17 protein-coding genes are annotated in these 16,532 nt (G+C 33.5%); 2 read left to right on the forward strand and 15 right to left on the reverse strand.

Going from position 1 to position 16,532, the window contains the following annotated elements; genetic code table 11:
* A complete protein-coding gene (locus tag QZN45_RS03775; protein ID WP_296811239.1) occupies nt 1-816 on the forward strand; it encodes a class I SAM-dependent methyltransferase in 816 nt (271 codons plus the stop codon).
* Nucleotides 817-822: 6 nt separating this feature from the next.
* Here QZN45_RS03775 and QZN45_RS03780 read toward each other — a convergent pair whose 3' ends face one another.
* Genes QZN45_RS03780 through hcp form a run of 3 tightly spaced genes read right to left on the reverse strand, consistent with a single transcriptional unit; the run spans nt 823 to nt 2,621 of the window.
* Nucleotides 823-939, reverse strand: coding sequence for a rubredoxin-like domain-containing protein (locus tag QZN45_RS03780; RefSeq protein ID WP_292609934.1), 117 nt, complete (start codon nt 937-939; stop codon nt 823-825).
* A gap of 41 nt (nt 940-980) precedes the next feature.
* Nucleotides 981-1,310, reverse strand: coding sequence for a cupin domain-containing protein (locus tag QZN45_RS03785; RefSeq protein WP_292882961.1), 330 nt, complete (start codon nt 1,308-1,310; stop codon nt 981-983).
* 3 nt (nt 1,311-1,313) lie between these two features.
* Nucleotides 1,314-2,621, reverse strand: a complete 1,308-nt coding sequence (gene hcp / locus QZN45_RS03790; protein WP_296811242.1) for a hydroxylamine reductase — start codon at nt 2,619-2,621, stop codon at nt 1,314-1,316.
* Between the two features lie 120 nt (nt 2,622-2,741).
* Here hcp and QZN45_RS03795 point away from each other — a divergent pair, with 120 nt between their 5' ends.
* Nucleotides 2,742-3,533, forward strand: a complete 792-nt coding sequence (locus tag QZN45_RS03795; protein WP_296811245.1) for a TrmB family transcriptional regulator — start codon at nt 2,742-2,744, stop codon at nt 3,531-3,533.
* A gap of 155 nt (nt 3,534-3,688) precedes the next feature.
* Here QZN45_RS03795 and QZN45_RS03800 read toward each other — a convergent pair whose 3' ends face one another.
* The 12 genes from QZN45_RS03800 to amrB form a co-directional block, all read right to left on the reverse strand.
* Nucleotides 3,689-4,780 carry an acyltransferase family protein gene (locus tag QZN45_RS03800; protein WP_342764026.1) on the reverse strand — a complete coding sequence of 364 codons (1,092 nt, stop codon included), beginning with the start codon at nt 4,778-4,780 and terminating at the stop codon, nt 3,689-3,691.
* 225 nt (nt 4,781-5,005) lie between these two features.
* Nucleotides 5,006-5,809, reverse strand: coding sequence for an ADP-ribosylglycohydrolase family protein (locus tag QZN45_RS03805; protein ID WP_296811248.1), 804 nt, complete (start codon nt 5,807-5,809; stop codon nt 5,006-5,008).
* Between the two features lie 295 nt (nt 5,810-6,104).
* Complete coding sequence (locus QZN45_RS03810) at nt 6,105-6,926, reverse strand: nicotianamine synthase family protein (protein WP_296811250.1); 822 nt, start codon at nt 6,924-6,926, stop codon at nt 6,105-6,107.
* A gap of 464 nt (nt 6,927-7,390) precedes the next feature.
* Nucleotides 7,391-7,795 carry a hydrogenase iron-sulfur subunit gene (locus tag QZN45_RS03815; RefSeq protein ID WP_292609919.1) on the reverse strand — a complete coding sequence of 135 codons (405 nt, stop codon included), beginning with the start codon at nt 7,793-7,795 and terminating at the stop codon, nt 7,391-7,393.
* A 9-nt stretch (nt 7,796-7,804) separates the two neighbouring features.
* A complete protein-coding gene (locus QZN45_RS03820; RefSeq protein ID WP_292609917.1) occupies nt 7,805-8,944 on the reverse strand; it encodes a Coenzyme F420 hydrogenase/dehydrogenase, beta subunit C-terminal domain in 1,140 nt (379 codons plus the stop codon).
* Nucleotides 8,945-8,956: 12 nt separating this feature from the next.
* Nucleotides 8,957-9,964, reverse strand: coding sequence for a molybdopterin-dependent oxidoreductase (locus tag QZN45_RS03825; RefSeq protein WP_292609915.1), 1,008 nt, complete (start codon nt 9,962-9,964; stop codon nt 8,957-8,959).
* A 559-nt stretch (nt 9,965-10,523) separates the two neighbouring features.
* Complete coding sequence (gene idsA / locus QZN45_RS03830) at nt 10,524-11,504, reverse strand: short chain isoprenyl diphosphate synthase IdsA (protein WP_292609913.1); 981 nt, start codon at nt 11,502-11,504, stop codon at nt 10,524-10,526.
* 13 nt (nt 11,505-11,517) lie between these two features.
* The gene (locus QZN45_RS03835; protein WP_292609911.1) at nt 11,518-12,861 is read right to left on the reverse strand and encodes an RNase J family beta-CASP ribonuclease; all 1,344 of its coding nucleotides are present in this window, start codon (nt 12,859-12,861) and stop codon (nt 11,518-11,520) included.
* Between the two features lie 3 nt (nt 12,862-12,864).
* Nucleotides 12,865-13,911, reverse strand: a complete 1,047-nt coding sequence (gene fni / locus QZN45_RS03840) for a type 2 isopentenyl-diphosphate Delta-isomerase (protein WP_292609909.1) — start codon at nt 13,909-13,911, stop codon at nt 12,865-12,867.
* Nucleotides 13,912-13,914: 3 nt separating this feature from the next.
* Nucleotides 13,915-14,712 carry an isopentenyl phosphate kinase gene (locus QZN45_RS03845; RefSeq protein WP_292609907.1) on the reverse strand — a complete coding sequence of 266 codons (798 nt, stop codon included), beginning with the start codon at nt 14,710-14,712 and terminating at the stop codon, nt 13,915-13,917.
* 4 nt (nt 14,713-14,716) lie between these two features.
* On the reverse strand, nt 14,717-15,679 hold the full coding sequence (gene mvk, locus QZN45_RS03850; RefSeq protein WP_292882943.1) for a mevalonate kinase: 963 nt from the start codon (nt 15,677-15,679) through the stop codon (nt 14,717-14,719).
* A gap of 9 nt (nt 15,680-15,688) precedes the next feature.
* Nucleotides 15,689-16,528, reverse strand: a complete 840-nt coding sequence (gene amrB / locus QZN45_RS03855; RefSeq protein ID WP_296811253.1) for an AmmeMemoRadiSam system protein B — start codon at nt 16,526-16,528, stop codon at nt 15,689-15,691.
* Between the last annotated feature and the right edge of the window lie 4 nt (nt 16,529-16,532).

The raw sequence follows: 16,532 nt of genomic DNA on the forward strand, positions 1-16,532 counted from the left end.
ATGAAACAGTGTATTGAAAACCCAAATGAATTAGACTGGGCCAGTTTCTGGGCTGAAAAACTGGCAAATAAAATTGATAAAGATTGGGATAAGGCAGCTCCAGGATTTTATAGGCATACCAAAAAAGAAGACTATAACGATGCACTGTTTGATAAATTAATTTTAGATGAAAACTATACAGTATTGGACGTCGGCTGCGGTGAGGGATCAGTTACAGTTCCTTTAGCCCGTAAGGTTAAAAGTGTTATTGGACTTGATTCATCTCCAAAAATGCTAGAATATCTGGAAAAAAGAGCTAAAGACAATGACATCAAAAATATCAAGACTATTTTAAAACCTATAGAAGAGATAAAATACTCAGAAATTGGGGATGTTGATGTAGTGGTCTGCTCAAGGTCCTTGAATGGAATAATACCCATAGAAGAAGTATTGATGGAATTAGATAAAATTGCCAGTAAATATGTTTTCATAACCATTTTCGGACCTGAAAACAAGAAAATCGAAAAGGATTTTGACCGAGAGCTTGGAATAAAAACCGAAGATTTTCCAGACTACAATTATTTCTTCAACATACTGTTCAATATGGGAATCTATGCAAATATCGAAAGATTTGACTTGAACAACTACCGTGAATATGACAGCATTGAAGACGCCATGGACAACGGAAAGTTCAGACTGGACATTTACAGCGATGAAGAAAAAGAGCTGTTGAAAGATTATTTAAAAAGAATTCTAAGTTATGATAAAAAATCAAAAAAATATTATAACGTCAAGGACAAAGCCGATTGGATAATGATTTGGTGGAAAAAAAGTTAAAAGAAATTATTCATTAATTTCTTCAAAATATTCTGGACCCACATCACATAATGGGCAAACGTAGTCCTCAGGCAATTCATCGCCTTCATACACATAATCACAAACTTTACATCTCCATGCCATTCCATCACCTATAATATTTTAAAAAAAATAATAAAATGAAACTAATCGCTCTTAATCATGGTTAAAATCATTTTATATGGACTGTTTTCTGCCTGTAGTGCATGTGGCTCATTAGCAGGCATGATAATGATTTCACCTGCTTTAACAGTATGTTTGACACCAGAAATTGTGATTTCCGCTTCACCATCAATAATTTGAACCATCGCATCAAAAGGAGCTGAATGTTCAGACAATCCTTGACCTTGATCAAAGGCAAAGAATGTTACTGTTCCAAGCTCTTTCTTGATTACTTCTCGGCTTACTACACTATCTGATTGATAATCCAATAAGGATTGGATATCTAAAGCTTTCGCTTTAATATCCTCACTCATAAGTTATTCCCCCATAATTGTTTTAATATCTGCAATTGCATCTCCTGATGTTGGAGTCAAGTTGTAATTTCCAACCAATACATTGAGAATGTCATCATTACACCATGCAGGAAGTACAGGTCCAATCCACATATCGGTTTTTCCCAAGTATAACAACGCCCAAAGCACAGCTGCAGCTTTTTGTTCCATCCAACTGAGCACAATTGTTAAAGGCAATTCGTTTAATTCCATGTCAAACAATTCGCATAATGCAAGTGCAACATCAACAGCAACAATAGTATCGTTACATTGACCCACATCCAAGAGTCTTGGAATTCCTTCAATGTCTCCTAAATCAAGGTCATTGAATTTATATTTACCGCATGCTAAAGTTAAAATAACAGTATCTTCAGGCAAGTTTTGTACGAATTCCCTGTAGTAGTCATTGTGTTTTGCTGCTTTGTCACATCCACCCACAACAAAGAATCTTCTGATTTTACCTTCTTCAACTAATTTTTTGATTGCATCAGCATGTTCCACAATAGCTCCTGCACTCCAACCGGTAGTGATAGTGGTTAATTCTTCAGGTTCTAAAGATCCTAAAGATTTTGCACATTCAATTACTTCTGAAAAATCATAATCCTCAATGGTTTTTACCCCTTCAAGTTTTGCTACATCCATGGTGAACATTCTTTCTTTGTATGCATCAAGTGCAGGCAATACACAGTTACTTGTTCCAACAATAGCTGCATTGTATTTTTTAAAGACTGTTCTTTGATCGTGCCATGCTCCACCTAATTGACCAGCCAAATTTTCGTATTTGTTGAGTCCAGGGTATCCGTGAGCAGGCAACATTTCAGAGTGAGTGTAAACTTTAATGTCAGTTCCTTCCACCTGTTTCAATAATTCTTCAAGTGCTTTTAGGTCGTGACCGGTTACAATAATTGCAGGTCCTTCCTGTGCACCCACTTTAACTTCTACAGGTTGTGGTTCACCGTAAGCAGCAATGTGAGCATCTTTTAATAATCTCATTACAGCTACGCTTTTTTCACCAGCTTCCAATGCAAGTGCCACAAGATCATTTACATCAAAGTTGACATTAGTTAATGTTGTGTATAATCCTTTGGTTAAAAATGCATCGATTTCTTTATCATATGCACCTAAAACGTTTGCATTGTAGTTGTATGCACTAATTCCTTTCATTGTAAATATCAAATTATCTTGAAGTCTTGCAACTGTTGGTTTTTTACCACAAACTCCACTTACTGTACAACCAGTACCCTTAGCGGTCTGGGAACATTGATAACAAAACATATCTAATCCGTCTGCCATAATAATAACCTCATTTTTTTGTTAATTATAAATTACAAAAAGGATGTATATAAACATTTTGTCACTATTCAAGGGTAAAAAGTAGTAATAAATATATAGCATGAAAAAAATAATAAAATTATGGACGAGAATATATCTGTTTTAAAAGGATTAGGACTTACAATGTATGAGGCTCAAGCATATTTAACACTCACATCATTAATTTCATCGACAGCGAGTGAAGTGGCTGAAAAATCAGGCATTCCTCGCAGTAAAATATATGATGTATTGAAAGGATTAATCAAGAAAAATTTCATTGATGTTGAAGATGGAAGACCATTGACATATAATGTCAAATCTCCAGTCGAAGTGCTGAGCCGTGAAAAAGAAAAAATTGACTCACAAATTGATGATACAATAACACGACTAACCAACATATATGAAAACGGAATGAGTCAAGTTCAAGCCCCAATATGGAGAATATACAGCGTTGAAAAAATCATCAACCAGGAAGTGGAAATCATAAAAAGAGCAAAAAATACTGTCAACATGAGAATAGGATTTCTCTTTGAAGGTGAAGGTGAAGCACTAATTAAGGCATTTAAGAAAAGACGTGTCTTGAAAGTGAATATACTAGCTTCATCGACATGTTACATCAACAATGAGGAAATTGACATTATTAAAATGTTTAAAGATGCCGACATCAACATTCAAAAAGCAGATATTCCCTTTGTAAAAGTGCTGATTTCCGATTCAAAAGAGATGATGCATACCTACACCAAGTTTAGTGAAGACAAGCGTGAAGTTATTCCCGAAACTGCAATCGGAATTTGGAACAAATACGAAGATGTTGCAAGAAACTATGACGAAAGGTTTATGAACCAATTAGAAAAAATCAAGAGAAAACAAAAAAAAAACAAAATAAAGCAATAGTATAACAAATCATGCAAATAATAGCTGTTAATGTCAATCATAAAAAATTACATTTTACAGCATAATGTGTCTTTAGGATAAGTGACATTAACAGCATTATTTTACATTTCAAGCTTTTGATGAAACTGATTCTTTTTATATCAATGTCTCCCTGATTAACTAATAGAAGCCCTCAATTTTTTATAAAGTAGCGCAACTGCAGTGGATATGATTAGCATAACAATTGAGATTACGGCTGTTATCAAATCATTCAATACTACACCTTTAGCGAAAGATTCAATGAGAACTATTGTTACAGGTATAAAGAACCATTGAGCAATATAAATTTTGTTGATGTTGCTGCTCAATATTGAACATGTCTTAATAGCTGCATCAGGCAGATATTTAACAATCCAGTAACATAGACCAATTACAGCATGAGCATTAATTATACAGAATACTGCATCCAATGTGTTTAAGAAGTAATATAAGTGAACATTCTCCGAAAAGACCCCTCCCCATAAATTTGAAGATACAAAAAAGTAAATCAGAGAAATCACCATTAAAATCGGCCAAAATTTAAAGAATTCCGTTTTATCCTTGGCTCTGATGAAGTATTGTCCCCAAATATACCCTGCAATTGGGAAAATAAACCAGTTGAATAAAGGAAAAGCAGTGAATTTAGTTCCAAAGAAGTGACCACAAATCAAGTTAATGTCAGGATTCCCGAAATCGGTGAACCTTAACATGGACCCCATTATGGACAGTACAACTGCAACAATAATCAACTTCTTGTTTGAAAATCTGAATTTCTTTAAGATTCCCATCAAAACAAATGCCATACCTGCAAATGCTAGGATATCAACACAAAACAGCAATAATCCACCATCTATAGTAAACGGAGTGGGATCGATACCAAGAGATTCGGCAAGAAAGTGAGGTACGAAAAACTCAAACACATTCACCAAAATACCTGAAAGGTATAATGTCACTCCCCTCTTCACCATGGTGTCCCATTGGCTGTGCCTTGAATATACTACCCCAACACCCATACAAAACATGAAAATGACCGCAGCATAGGGTCTTCCCAATACATTACCGAATACAAATTCATAAGCGGAGCTTAATCCCGGACTGTATGCCTTAACCACCATAATAGTATGCAAAAAAACCATGAAAATAATGGCAAATGCCTTGGCAATATCAAGTTCGACCTGCCTTCCAGTATTAACTTTTTCATCCGAAAATAAATCTGAAATAGCTATAATATAATTTTAGTTAAAAAAGTTATAAATATATAATGATTTTTAACAAGATACTGTCAATTTGTTAAGACTTTATTTGATTTTCTATTCCGTCATTTTTAGTTACATTTTCATCAGCTGCGCTTACAGCCCATTGAAAAAATCACAAAAAAAAGTAGGTCAACTGAATTTAATCTTTTGACCTACCAATCCATTGCCCTTTTTATATGGCAAAAATAATCACTCAAATTACAAATTCTTTATTTTTCTAATCATCATAGCCTCAAATCTATTAAATGCATCCAACAAGAAATCATCCAAATAGCTAACTGTTTCATCATATATTCTTTGTGGAACATCCCAGTATGCAGATGCAATGCTGCCTGCAATAGCTGCCTGAGTATCGGCATCACCACCTAAAGATACTGCATTTCTAATCGCATCTTCAAAGTCTTTTGCATCCAAAAAACAGATTATGGCTTCCGGAACGCTACCCGCACAGGAAACATCAAATGAATACTCCGGCCTTATTTCATCAACGCTACGATTCAAATCATAAGCATATACCATTTCAATATGATTTCTAATTTCATCCTTACTTGCTCCTGTCCTTGCAAGATAAATTGCATCTGCAGTTGAAAGGGCACCTTTAATACCCTCTGGATGATCATGTGACACTATTGCAGATTTATATGCCAAATCATTTGCCTCTTCCAATGAGTCAGCAACCCATGCACATGGAGATACCCTCATTGCAGAACCATTAGCCCAACTGTCATAAGGTTTAGGTGATTCCTGAACCAGCCACCCCCCAAAACTTGAACCATAACCTGCATCAGGATATCTATTCCCAAAATATTGTAAATTTTTAATTAAAACATCTTGTAAGTTTTTATCTTCACACAGCCAATTGGCAACGGCCAGTGTCAATATACTATCATCAGTAACTCTTGAATAAGGAGTAAATAATTCAAAATCTTTGGTTTTGATTGGGTAAAATTCTCGAGTTGATCCGATAATATCTCCTGTTATTGCTCCAATAATTCCTTTCATGAATTTATATTTTGATAATGTAATTAATATAGATTGATATATATTTAAATTGATTAAATTTAGTAAAATTGTCCTGAATGAGTAAAATTGCTCCAATTTTAAATAAAAAAAGATATATAATAGTTATGACATTATTATATTTGATAATACAAGTTATTATCAAAAACACAGAAATTTCTATCAATATTCATAAATCGCTTCTGTGATAGATTCATACCCATTGTTACTTAAAAAAATAGAAATTTCAAAAAAAAGGTCGTGAATGATTCCAGAGCAATCTGGAATCATGAAAAAATTAAATTATTTTTCTGATTAAAACAGAGGTATTATTGGTGTTACCTGTTGGAAGAACCATTACTTCCTTATGAAAACCCCGAGTATCCTTATCCAAAACAGGAGCATATAAAATAGCCCTCATTCCAGTATAAGTCCTATAGATGACCGGTGTTTTTTCATCAACATACTCCCAAATATTTGCAAAAACCCTATCTTTTGGCTCAGCAAGTGCTGCAACCATCAGAATATCATAATCCAAGTCTTCAATGACTTTTTCATCACCAACAACTATTTCAATATCCTCATCAAGTTCCAGTCTTTTCAAGACTTTTCTTGAAAGCTCTGCAACATTTTCCATCTGTTCAATGCCAATACATTTGCATCCAAATACTTTATTAAACATGATTAAAGTTAACGGAAGTGGACCTGATCCTAAAAATACAAATGTTTTATCTTCATTGAATTTAGCCAATTGACTTTCATTTTCAATTAATCCAATATACCGATTATAAAAATGGAATGAATCAAGAGTCCCTATAGGATTATCAGATTCCAAAATTTTTTGTGCATTCTCTGTTTCAAGCCTTGCCCCAACATAAACATAAAATTTTCTAATCAGTTTTAATGCATTATTCATCTTCTCATCATCAAGAATGTGCTTTGCGGAGTCAAAATCTATTGTCTTATCATGAGCAATGATTTCCACATCATCCAATATCTCAATGATTTCCTCAATATTTATATCATCTAGTGCTGAGTCACCATATTTATCCAAATCACCATAACTTGATAACTTATTGGCAATTTCTTCAAGTTTACCCCAATATTTATAACAGCTCATCGAAAAAACTCCTAATGCTTTATTTCACATTATGTATTTTATAAATATAAATTTAATTAAAGTAATAATAATTTGAATATTTGAGAAAAATAGTAATACCTTTAAAGAAAAAGTTAAAAAATAGCTATTAAAGATTTGAAGGAGAATACTTTAATAGCTATTGTAGACAGTTAAAGAAACCCATATAAAATATAAATCTCTTTTTTATTAATTATTTCATATTGATAGAGAAAATAAAGTAAAATTGACTGGTTATGCTAACAACCAATATTACTCGGCTAATGATGAATTTATATCAATACAAGATAATCAACATGAAAAATAATCAAAAATATTCTTTTTTTAACTATTTTTCTAACATCAGTAATCTCTTACTAATCTTAGAAAAACAATTAAAAAAAAAGTGGAGTGGAAATAGCTATTGTTTTAGCTATTCACTGACTCTATAATCAATCATTTTAAACTTATTCCAATTCTAGCGGACCTAACTTTGAAAGAGTTTTATGGAATTCTTCCATGGTTGTTTTGAATTTTTCACCTTCAGAAGCTGAAATCCATTCATGTCTAAATCTTTCTTTTTCAATTCCAAACTCTTCAAGAATATCTTCTACGATTTTTGATCTTCTGGACCATTTGTAGTTACCTGCGTCATAGTGGCAATCTCCAATATGACATCCTCCTACAAATACTCCATCCGCACCTTCCTGGAATGCTTTGAAAATCATTGAAGGACTAATCCTTCCAGAACACATTACACGAATGATTCTAACATTTGATGGGTATTGCATACGTGCGGTTCCAGCAGTATCTGCCCCACCATAACAACACCAGTTACATAATAAACCTACTATTTTTAAATCATCAGACATCTAATCACCTCATAATTCGGTTTTTTCTGGACTGTATAATGGAGGTTTTACATCATCTGAAACTCCAGCAACATAGCCAGTTCTATTGTAGTATTTTTTCTGCAATTTGTCAAAGATTAATGAAACAGGAATGTCCATTGGACATACGTCATCACATTGTCCGCAATCCACACAACTGAAACTCATGTGGGATAGTCTTACACCTTGGAATGCAATTGGTGTTGGAGGAACATTCTGGTCATCTTTAAAGAACGGTTTATTCAATTCACAGTTTTCATAACACCAGCAAATCGGACAAACATCACGACAAGCATAACAGCTAATGCAACGATTCCAATCATCCATTTCATTAACAGTCGGATACATCTTATCTTGGATTTTATTAGCCATTTTAATCATGATGCCTTCAACTTTTTTCCTGCCTTCTACAGCAGGGTCAGCTGGATTTTTAGTTTCTAAAATTCCTGCTTTTTTTGCACCGTCAATCATTTCTTGGCCTTTTTCATCATTGATTTCAATGAATGTCCAACCGTCTTCGGCACCCCAGTTTCCACAAGCGATGTTTGCTTTTCTTGGGATTTTTACATCACATCTTTGACAGTTGGTACGACGACCGTATCCTTCATTTTCAAGGTCGTGGATTTTTACAGCTTCTTCGGAACCGTCTGCAAGTTCGATGATGAACTGTCCTTTATCAATTTCTTCACTTACAACATCATCAGGATCTGCTTCATAGAACAAGTCAATCATTTTTCTTCCTGCTACAGGAGGAACAGTTCCACCACAGTTTAAACCAATGACATAAATATTGTCCTTATTGATTTTATGTCTTATAATGAGCTCTTCGATAGCTCTCATATCACAAGGTTTTGCTGTTACTGCTACTTTCTTATCAAACAGGTACTTTTGAACAAGGTCACCAATCATTGTAGGAGCGCAGTGATAGGAACCTGCAGTTTTCATCAAATCTTCTGAATTTGTTACGAAAGTTGGTACTCCGTCATAAACATCATCACAAGGACTTATCGCTAAAACTCCATCGACAATTTCTTCATCAAGCAAATATTTAAGAATGCTGGTTACAGCCCCTCCACATTCGCCTGCTTTATGAATATCTTCATTTTGAGATTTTGCTAAAACATAACTCATATAATCACCCGATTATCCATTTAATTTTTCAATTACCTCAATTTCACTTAAAACATCAGATTCAATTGCAGCATTGAAAGATTGGGTTTCACCCATTGCATTTACAAATGATCCATCTTTTTCAAGCCATGTTTTAATAGGAACGACAATGTCTGAAATTTCAGTTGTCTTGCTTTCACATGGAGCAAAGCTGATAATCTTTGATATTTTTGAAAAATCATATTCCAATTCATCAGCAATGTCATCGTTGAATACTAAAAGAACTTTAGTATTATCCAATAGTTCAAACATTTCATCTTTAGATTTAGGTTCTAATAAGCTTAAAGCACCTTTAGAATTGGATTTACTGAATACTGGTAACAATTTACAGCCTAGTGCATCAATTTTATCCAAATCATCAGAAGTATCAATTTGATTGAATATCAATACTGATGATTCATCGATGTTATCTTTAGCAGCGTCCAAAAATTCTGCTACAGAATCATTGAAACATTCATCTGCAATGTTGAAAGTCACTGAAGCTTCAGCATTTACAAATGCGAATATTTTTGCACCATTTTGTTTTGCATGGACAATTCTTCTTCCGATCAAAGGATTTTCGTATAATAAATCGCCGATTACAAAAATCTTTTCTGCATTTTCAACATCATCATAAGAAGCAACTTCATCATAATTTTTCAGGTTATCTGCATAAAATCCAATATTATATCCTTTAGATTCTGCAAATTCTTTTATTGCTTCAATTTCACCTACACCACTGTTACCAGAACAAATTACAGTGACATCAGAAGCTGAGCTTAATTCTTTTGAAACATCTGCAATTAAAGCATCAGCATCAACATCACCAAACTTGTTTTTATAACAATCAATGGAATTTCTTCCATTTAAACAATTTTTACCTGCATTTACAGGATGTCTTTTATAAGGAAAAGTTCCCACAATTTCTCCATCATTCAAAACAACATTAATGCCACAACCTACACTACATGAAGGACATAATGTGTGCTTAATCTCCAACATATCATATCACCAAAAAAAATCAGTTAAAAAAAGTATTAGAAATTCCCCCAAACAAAATATATAAATTTTGTTCAAATCTATACGAATAAAATATATAACTTAAAATAAAAATTTTGTTCAAATGTATACGAATAAAATTTTCTACTACTTATTTAACTATTTTATTAATACAATTATTCAAAATTATTCAATTAAATTAATTAATCAAATAATCCAATAATAGATTTATTAATATAGTATATAAATCTTTTCATAATATCTGAGAGATATAAATCCGTTAAAATATAAATAACAAGTTATTTAAATTTAAAAAAATAAAAAACAAAAAATAAATGTCTTAAATTAAATATAAGCAAAATATAATTTATTATTAAATAAAATAACGTCAATGCTTAAAAAAAGCAAAAAAGTTAATAGTCATGATTAATAATTATAAATATTAATAAAAAATCGAAAATTAATACAACTGAAAGAAAATCAAATATCATCTATTTTTTACAGAATTTCTGAAAAATTCACAAAAAATATAACAAAATATAAAAAATAAATATGAGAGAAATTATGCACTTCTCTCAAGAACAAAATCTGCAATGTTTTCAAGTACCTGTTTAGATGAAGAATCATCCAATATTTCGAGTACTTCTTTAGCTTTAACAACAGATTCTTGTGCCAAATTGCGAGCATATTCAATAGCTCCACAATTTGTTAAAATTTCAATTGCTTCATCTATCTCATCTTGAGAATTATTTTCATCTTTTAAGATTTCAAGCAACCTTCCTGAATCATCACTGGCCAAACCTTTGATTGCGATGATGGTCATTTTACCTTTGCCTATATCGGAACCGATTGGTTTACCTAATGTTTCTTCATCAGATGCCAAATCAAGATAATCATCCTGGATTTGGAAAGCAAGACCAATCAATCTTCCATATTCATACATAGCATCAATGACTTCATCATTTGCTCCACCCATAATAGCTCCAGCTTTAGTGGCAGCAGCAATTAAAGCACCGGTTTTTTTGAAAATCATTTCCATGTATTCATCTTCATTAACATCGAATCTTTCTTCAAATCCCATGTCCAATGCTTGACCTTCACAGATTTTAACACATGCATCAGCAACGGTAGCCAATGACTTGTTATTCTGTTCGGAAGTAGTGCCTTTAGAACAAACAATTATTTCAAATGCTTTTGAAAACAATGTATCTCCTGCGAGAATAGCTACGTCTTCACCCCATACCTTATGTACTGAAGGCATTCCTCTTCTCATATCATCATCATCCATGATATCATCATGAATAAGTGAAAATGTATGAATGAGTTCAATAGCAGCAGCAGACTTTAAAGCACTTTCACGATTTCCACCAACAGCTTCAGCAGTAATTAATGTTAAAGCAGGTCTAAGCATTTTACCGCCAGCTCTTGTTAAGTAAACTGAAGCCTCTCCAAGATTATCTGGAGTAATTGTAGACAATTCTTCTTCAATTGTTTTTGTAATATCTGTAGAATAACTTCCGAGTACTTCTTTTACATCACTCATTTAAATCCCTCACTTAACTTTTAAAAACTTGTGCTTGAGCATTTCTCAAGATATGAATATCATAACCAATTCTGTAACCTTCTTCCTCAGCAAGTTCAGCATATGCTGCAAGCATTGATAAATCTCCGTGTGCTGGAATGATATGTTGTGGTTTAAGCATACGCAAAAATTCTCTGTGATCTTCCCTTCCAGCGTGACCAGAAACGTGAGCATTAGGATAAATTCTTGCACCTTTTAATTTCAATCTCCTTTCCATGATATGCCTATTTGCAGCATTTGTTGGATTTGGAATGATAGGTGCTGAAATAATAATATTGTCTCCTTTTTTAATGTTAAATGGAGTTCTACTATTTGCAATTCTTGGAAGCAATGCATCAGGTTCACCTTGGTGTCCTGTTGTAACAAGCAGATAATTTGCCCTATCCTCATCAGCCTTCATTAAAGCTTTATTGACCGCTTTTGGAGAACCATATATACTTGCATTATTCGGCAATTTTAAAATACCTAATTTTTGTGCAATGCCACAGAAACGTTCCATGGATCTTCCAAGGAAAAATATTTCCCTGTGACTTTTTTTAGCAATGTCCGCAATTGCTTGGACACGTTCGACATGAGAAGAAAATGTGGTAACAATCATACCGGTCTTTTCATGCAACGGCCCTCTCATAACATCCTCAAGAATATTTCTTGCAATTCTTTCAGAATGTGTTTTAACTTCATCATAATTTTTTGCATTAGTTGTTTCGACAATTAAAGCAAGCACTCCTTTTCTACCCAATTCTCTTAATCTTTTATAATCAGGTGGTGGAGATACTTTTTGATGATTATCAAATTTAAAATCTAATGCATAAACAATAACTCCTTCCGAAGTATGTAAAACTGGAAATACTGCTTGAGGAATACTGTGTGTTGATTGAACAAATTCCAAAGTAATATCCTTAGAAAGTTTCAATTTACTTCCAGGATTTAATGGTCTGATAGGATTAGTTACCTTAAACTTACGTTCCCCTTTAATTTGTTTTTCGATTAATGCAGCAGTATATGGAGTTCCTATTAATGGAGCATCATACCTGTGAGCCAATTTGGCAACTGCACCAATGTGGTCTAAATGTCCGTGGGAAAATACGATACCTTTTACCTTTCCGTCAACATCTTTCATTAAAGTATCGTCAGGAATAACTCCCCTTTCAATTAAATCCAAACTATGCATTCTATCGATATCAGTATCTTCGTGCATACTAATTCTGTCAAGATGTATTCCCATATCAAATATAATTACATCCTCACCAATCTTGACAGCAGTCATGTTTTTTCCGACTTCCTGATATCCCCCAATAGCGATAACTTCTACGCTCATGTTTTATCTCCTTGAATAATTTTTTGTGTTTATACCTCTTTCACTAAGCCACTCCCTTGTTTTTCCGCGAATAACTAATTTAGATTGTTTCAATTCTTCAATGTTATTGGCGCCAACTAAAAACATGGCAATTCTTAGGGAATCATTGAATCTTTCAATAAATTTGTTTAATTGATCTTGAGATGCTGAATTTTTTAAGAATGGTAAAGCCATACCTACAGCATCAGCTCCAAGAGCAATAGCTTTAGCAGCTTCAAGACCTGTTCTGATACCTCCGGATGAAATAACCGGAACATTTACTGCATTAGTAACTTCAACTGTACTAATGGCAGTTGGAATTCCCCAATCCCAAAATACTTCACCCAAATATCTATCTTCAGCACGATATGTTTCAACAGCAGCCCAGCTTGTTCCGCCTGCACCTTCAATATCAATGAAATCCACACCTGCATCAACTAATGCCTTTGCAGATTCTCCAGATATTCCGCAACCTGTTTCTTTTGCAACAACTGGAATATCAACAGACTCAGTGATTTGATTAATCAAATCAAGATATCCCCTTGCATCCAAATCACCTTCAGGTTGAATGGATTCCTGAAGAGGATTGAGATGAATGGCCAAAATATCAGCATCTAAAATTTCCACTGCCTTTTCAGCCAAATTCAATTGAGGCGCACCGATATTACCTACAAGCAAACAGTCAGGAGCATTTTCCCTTACAACAGTATAAGTGTCTGCAAGTTCAGGATGTTCACAAGCTGCCCTTTGAGAGCCAACACCTAATGCAATACGATTATTTTCAGCAGCAATTGCTAACTGTTTATTTATATTTTTTGCAGCGGGATGTCCCCCAGTAATTGCTGTCATAAATAAAGGAGAGTTTAATTTTTTACCAAAAACGGAAGTTGACAAATCAATTTCGTTTTTATCAATTTCTGGCAGAACATTATGAATTAATTCAATGTCCTCAAATCCAGTAGTCTTATTTTTAAACTCAACATCATAATTTTCACAAATTAATAAATGCTCTAATTTTCTATCTGAAATCATATATTAATTTCCCCTTGAAATTACTGTCCCTTTCACTTTTTCATTTTCCAAAACTTTGAAAACATTATCTTCAACTTCAGCATTTATTATTTTAGATTCAATCCCTAAATCAGCCAAATATAAAAGTTCTTTAATTTTTCCAACCATACCACCAGTTACATCAACATTGGTTGTTCCTTCTAAAGTATCCAAATCATCTAAAGATGAAAATTTATCGAAAAAAATTGCGTCATCGTGTGTTTTAGGATTCTTATTGTAAACCCCATCAACATCAGTTCCCAAAACGACCATATCAGGGTTGAGATTTTTCGCCAAGTACTGAATGAGCTGATCACCAGAAATAACACAAATTTCCAACTCGTCATCCAAGACAACATCCCCATAAATAACAGGAATAAAACCTTTCTCTAAATATCTTTTAAAGCTATCAAGATTACCATCAGTGATTCTTTTATTAGTAGCCCTCATAAAACTAGAAGCCGGAATTGCTACTACAGGTAAGCCTTCATCAATGAAAGCTTCACAGATATACATATTTAATTTTTTAACGGCATTTTGAGTTTCGCAGAAACCTATTCTTTTTTGAGGATACTCGGATTCGTCAAATTTTTCGCCAATCTTATATTTTTTAGCAGGCGGATGTCCAAAAGACCCAGCACCATGAACAATAATCAATTCCTTGAATGAATTATCAAGTGAAGATTTAATCTCAGATGCTATTCTTTTAAGACTTTTAGTGTCGACTTCACTAACAGCATCCTTATTGGTTAAAATGCTTCCACCAATTTTTAAAATTATCATAAAATCACTTATAAAACCTAGAAGAAACTCCTTTTCGAGTAAATCTGATTTTTAATATATTATCATCACGAGCAATAGCATGTGCAACTTCATCAACTTTACCCGGACAAAGTGCAATAATACTACCTCCACCACCAGCTCCAGTAGTTTTAGAACCGATAGCTCCTGCTTCTCTTGCATTATAAACCATACGAGATAATTCCAATGTATTAACACCTAAAACATCTAAAAATCCATGATTAATATTCATCAATTCTCCAACTTTGTCAAAATCTCCTTTCAAAATAGCCTGTTTAGCATAATTGGTTAAATTACCCATTGCAGTAATGACAGGGTTTATGATTTTAGGATTTCTCATTTTTAAATTTTTTACATCCTTAACCATCTTTCCTGTGTTTCCGTGTTTAGTTGTGTATCCTACAACAAATGGAACATTAAATTTAGCGTTGATATGTTCGATTTTCTTATTTCTGGACAAGTAAACAATTCCACCATATGTAGAAACTAAAGTATCCAATGGGCTGGCCACGCCTTGAACGGCCTGTTCAACCATATGGGCATCATGAGCAAGAGATTTCTTATCAAAACGGATATTATGATACCTGTATAAAGCAGCAAGAGTAGCTACAGTAACTGCAGCAGATGATCCCAATCCAGAACCAATAGGAACATTTGATGATAATGTAATCTCAATTGGAGAGTGGTCGTGAGCTTTGTAAAGAGCTTCTAAAATATATCTAATAATACCTGGTTTTCCTTTTGTTAAAATGTATTTCTTATGACGTGTTAACAATTCAGCTTCAAAACCTATATCAGGAGCTTTAAAAACAGAACGATCATTGTTAGATTCTCTAATTGTTATATAAGCCCTTTTATTAACTGCACCTGCTATAGCAGGTTCTCCATAAACTACAGAGTGTTCACCAAATAAAATAGTTTTTGCGGGAGCAGAAGCTTTAGCTATCATAAATACACCTTATTTAAAAATGCCTGAAGCATAACCTACAACAGAGCTATAATCTCCGGTAACATCACCACTAGTTCTATAACCTAGAATTTCACAATCTTTCTTTCCAGACATTTTAGAAAGAGAAATTGCTGTCATTACCGGACCATAACCGCACATGGTAATGTTGAATTGTATAACCTCTTCAAAAAGTTTAAATTCATTCATTTCACTAATGTCATCTAAAACAAAACCATCCACCTTGTTTGCTTTTTCCTGATTGTTGAAATGAGACAAATCAGTACTTGCAATAATACAATAGGATTTACCCAACTTATTTCCAGCCTCAAAAATTGATTTGGCCAAATCGCTTGAAGCGGAAAATGTTTGAGAACCCATAGTAATCGGAACTATTTTGAAATCATTAGAGAAATATTGTAAAAATGGTAGCTGAACTTCAATACTGTGTTCACGAAGATGAGCATGAAAATCGGCAGATGCTATGTCTGATATAGAAATGATTTCATCCGCAAATTCACTGTCAACTTCAACATTACCAAAAGGGGTAATCCATTCTCCCTCATTGAAAACAGAAATTTCACTACCAAAACCTGTGTGGTTAGGACTCAAAATAATAAAAACTTCAGGAAAACCATTTTGAACTATTTTGCAATAGCCTTTAGCAGCTATTGCACCAGAATATTGATAACCTGCATGAGGAACCATAACATGAATAGGATAATCATTACCTTCAAAAGTGTTGAGATTAGGAATTTCCCCACTCTCTAAAAAACAACTTTCAATTAGCTTTCTAAGCTCATTTGGATTATCTGGATAAAAAGCTCCAGCAACAGCAGGTTTTCTTAACATTTAA

Origin of the sequence: uncultured Methanobrevibacter sp., from assembly GCF_900314695.1 — an archaeon.
In the GTDB taxonomy this organism is placed as follows: domain Archaea; phylum Methanobacteriota; class Methanobacteria; order Methanobacteriales; family Methanobacteriaceae; genus Methanocatella.

Excerpts from the sequence above, each read along its gene's own strand:
- QZN45_RS03775 (WP_296811239.1), top strand. The coding sequence starts at position 1 with ATGAAACAGTGTATTGAAAACCCAAATGAATTAGACTGGGCCAGTTTC.
- QZN45_RS03780 (WP_292609934.1), bottom strand. The coding sequence starts at position 939 with ATGGCATGGAGATGTAAAGTTTGTGATTATGTGTATGAAGGCGATGAA.
- QZN45_RS03785 (WP_292882961.1), bottom strand. The coding sequence starts at position 1,310 with ATGAGTGAGGATATTAAAGCGAAAGCTTTAGATATCCAATCCTTATTG.
- hcp (WP_296811242.1), bottom strand. The coding sequence starts at position 2,621 with ATGGCAGACGGATTAGATATGTTTTGTTATCAATGTTCCCAGACCGCT.
- QZN45_RS03795 (WP_296811245.1), top strand. The coding sequence starts at position 2,742 with ATGGACGAGAATATATCTGTTTTAAAAGGATTAGGACTTACAATGTAT.
- QZN45_RS03805 (WP_296811248.1), bottom strand. The coding sequence starts at position 5,809 with ATGAAAGGAATTATTGGAGCAATAACAGGAGATATTATCGGATCAACT.
- QZN45_RS03810 (WP_296811250.1), bottom strand. The coding sequence starts at position 6,926 with ATGAGCTGTTATAAATATTGGGGTAAACTTGAAGAAATTGCCAATAAG.
- QZN45_RS03815 (WP_292609919.1), bottom strand. The coding sequence starts at position 7,795 with ATGTCTGATGATTTAAAAATAGTAGGTTTATTATGTAACTGGTGTTGT.
- QZN45_RS03820 (WP_292609917.1), bottom strand. The coding sequence starts at position 8,944 with ATGAGTTATGTTTTAGCAAAATCTCAAAATGAAGATATTCATAAAGCA.
- QZN45_RS03825 (WP_292609915.1), bottom strand. The coding sequence starts at position 9,964 with ATGTTGGAGATTAAGCACACATTATGTCCTTCATGTAGTGTAGGTTGT.
- idsA (WP_292609913.1), bottom strand. The coding sequence starts at position 11,504 with ATGAGTGATGTAAAAGAAGTACTCGGAAGTTATTCTACAGATATTACA.
- QZN45_RS03835 (WP_292609911.1), bottom strand. The coding sequence starts at position 12,861 with ATGAGCGTAGAAGTTATCGCTATTGGGGGATATCAGGAAGTCGGAAAA.
- fni (WP_292609909.1), bottom strand. The coding sequence starts at position 13,911 with ATGATTTCAGATAGAAAATTAGAGCATTTATTAATTTGTGAAAATTAT.
- QZN45_RS03845 (WP_292609907.1), bottom strand. The coding sequence starts at position 14,712 with ATGATAATTTTAAAAATTGGTGGAAGCATTTTAACCAATAAGGATGCT.
- mvk (WP_292882943.1), bottom strand. The coding sequence starts at position 15,679 with ATGATAGCTAAAGCTTCTGCTCCCGCAAAAACTATTTTATTTGGTGAA.
- amrB (WP_296811253.1), bottom strand. The coding sequence starts at position 16,528 with ATGTTAAGAAAACCTGCTGTTGCTGGAGCTTTTTATCCAGATAATCCA.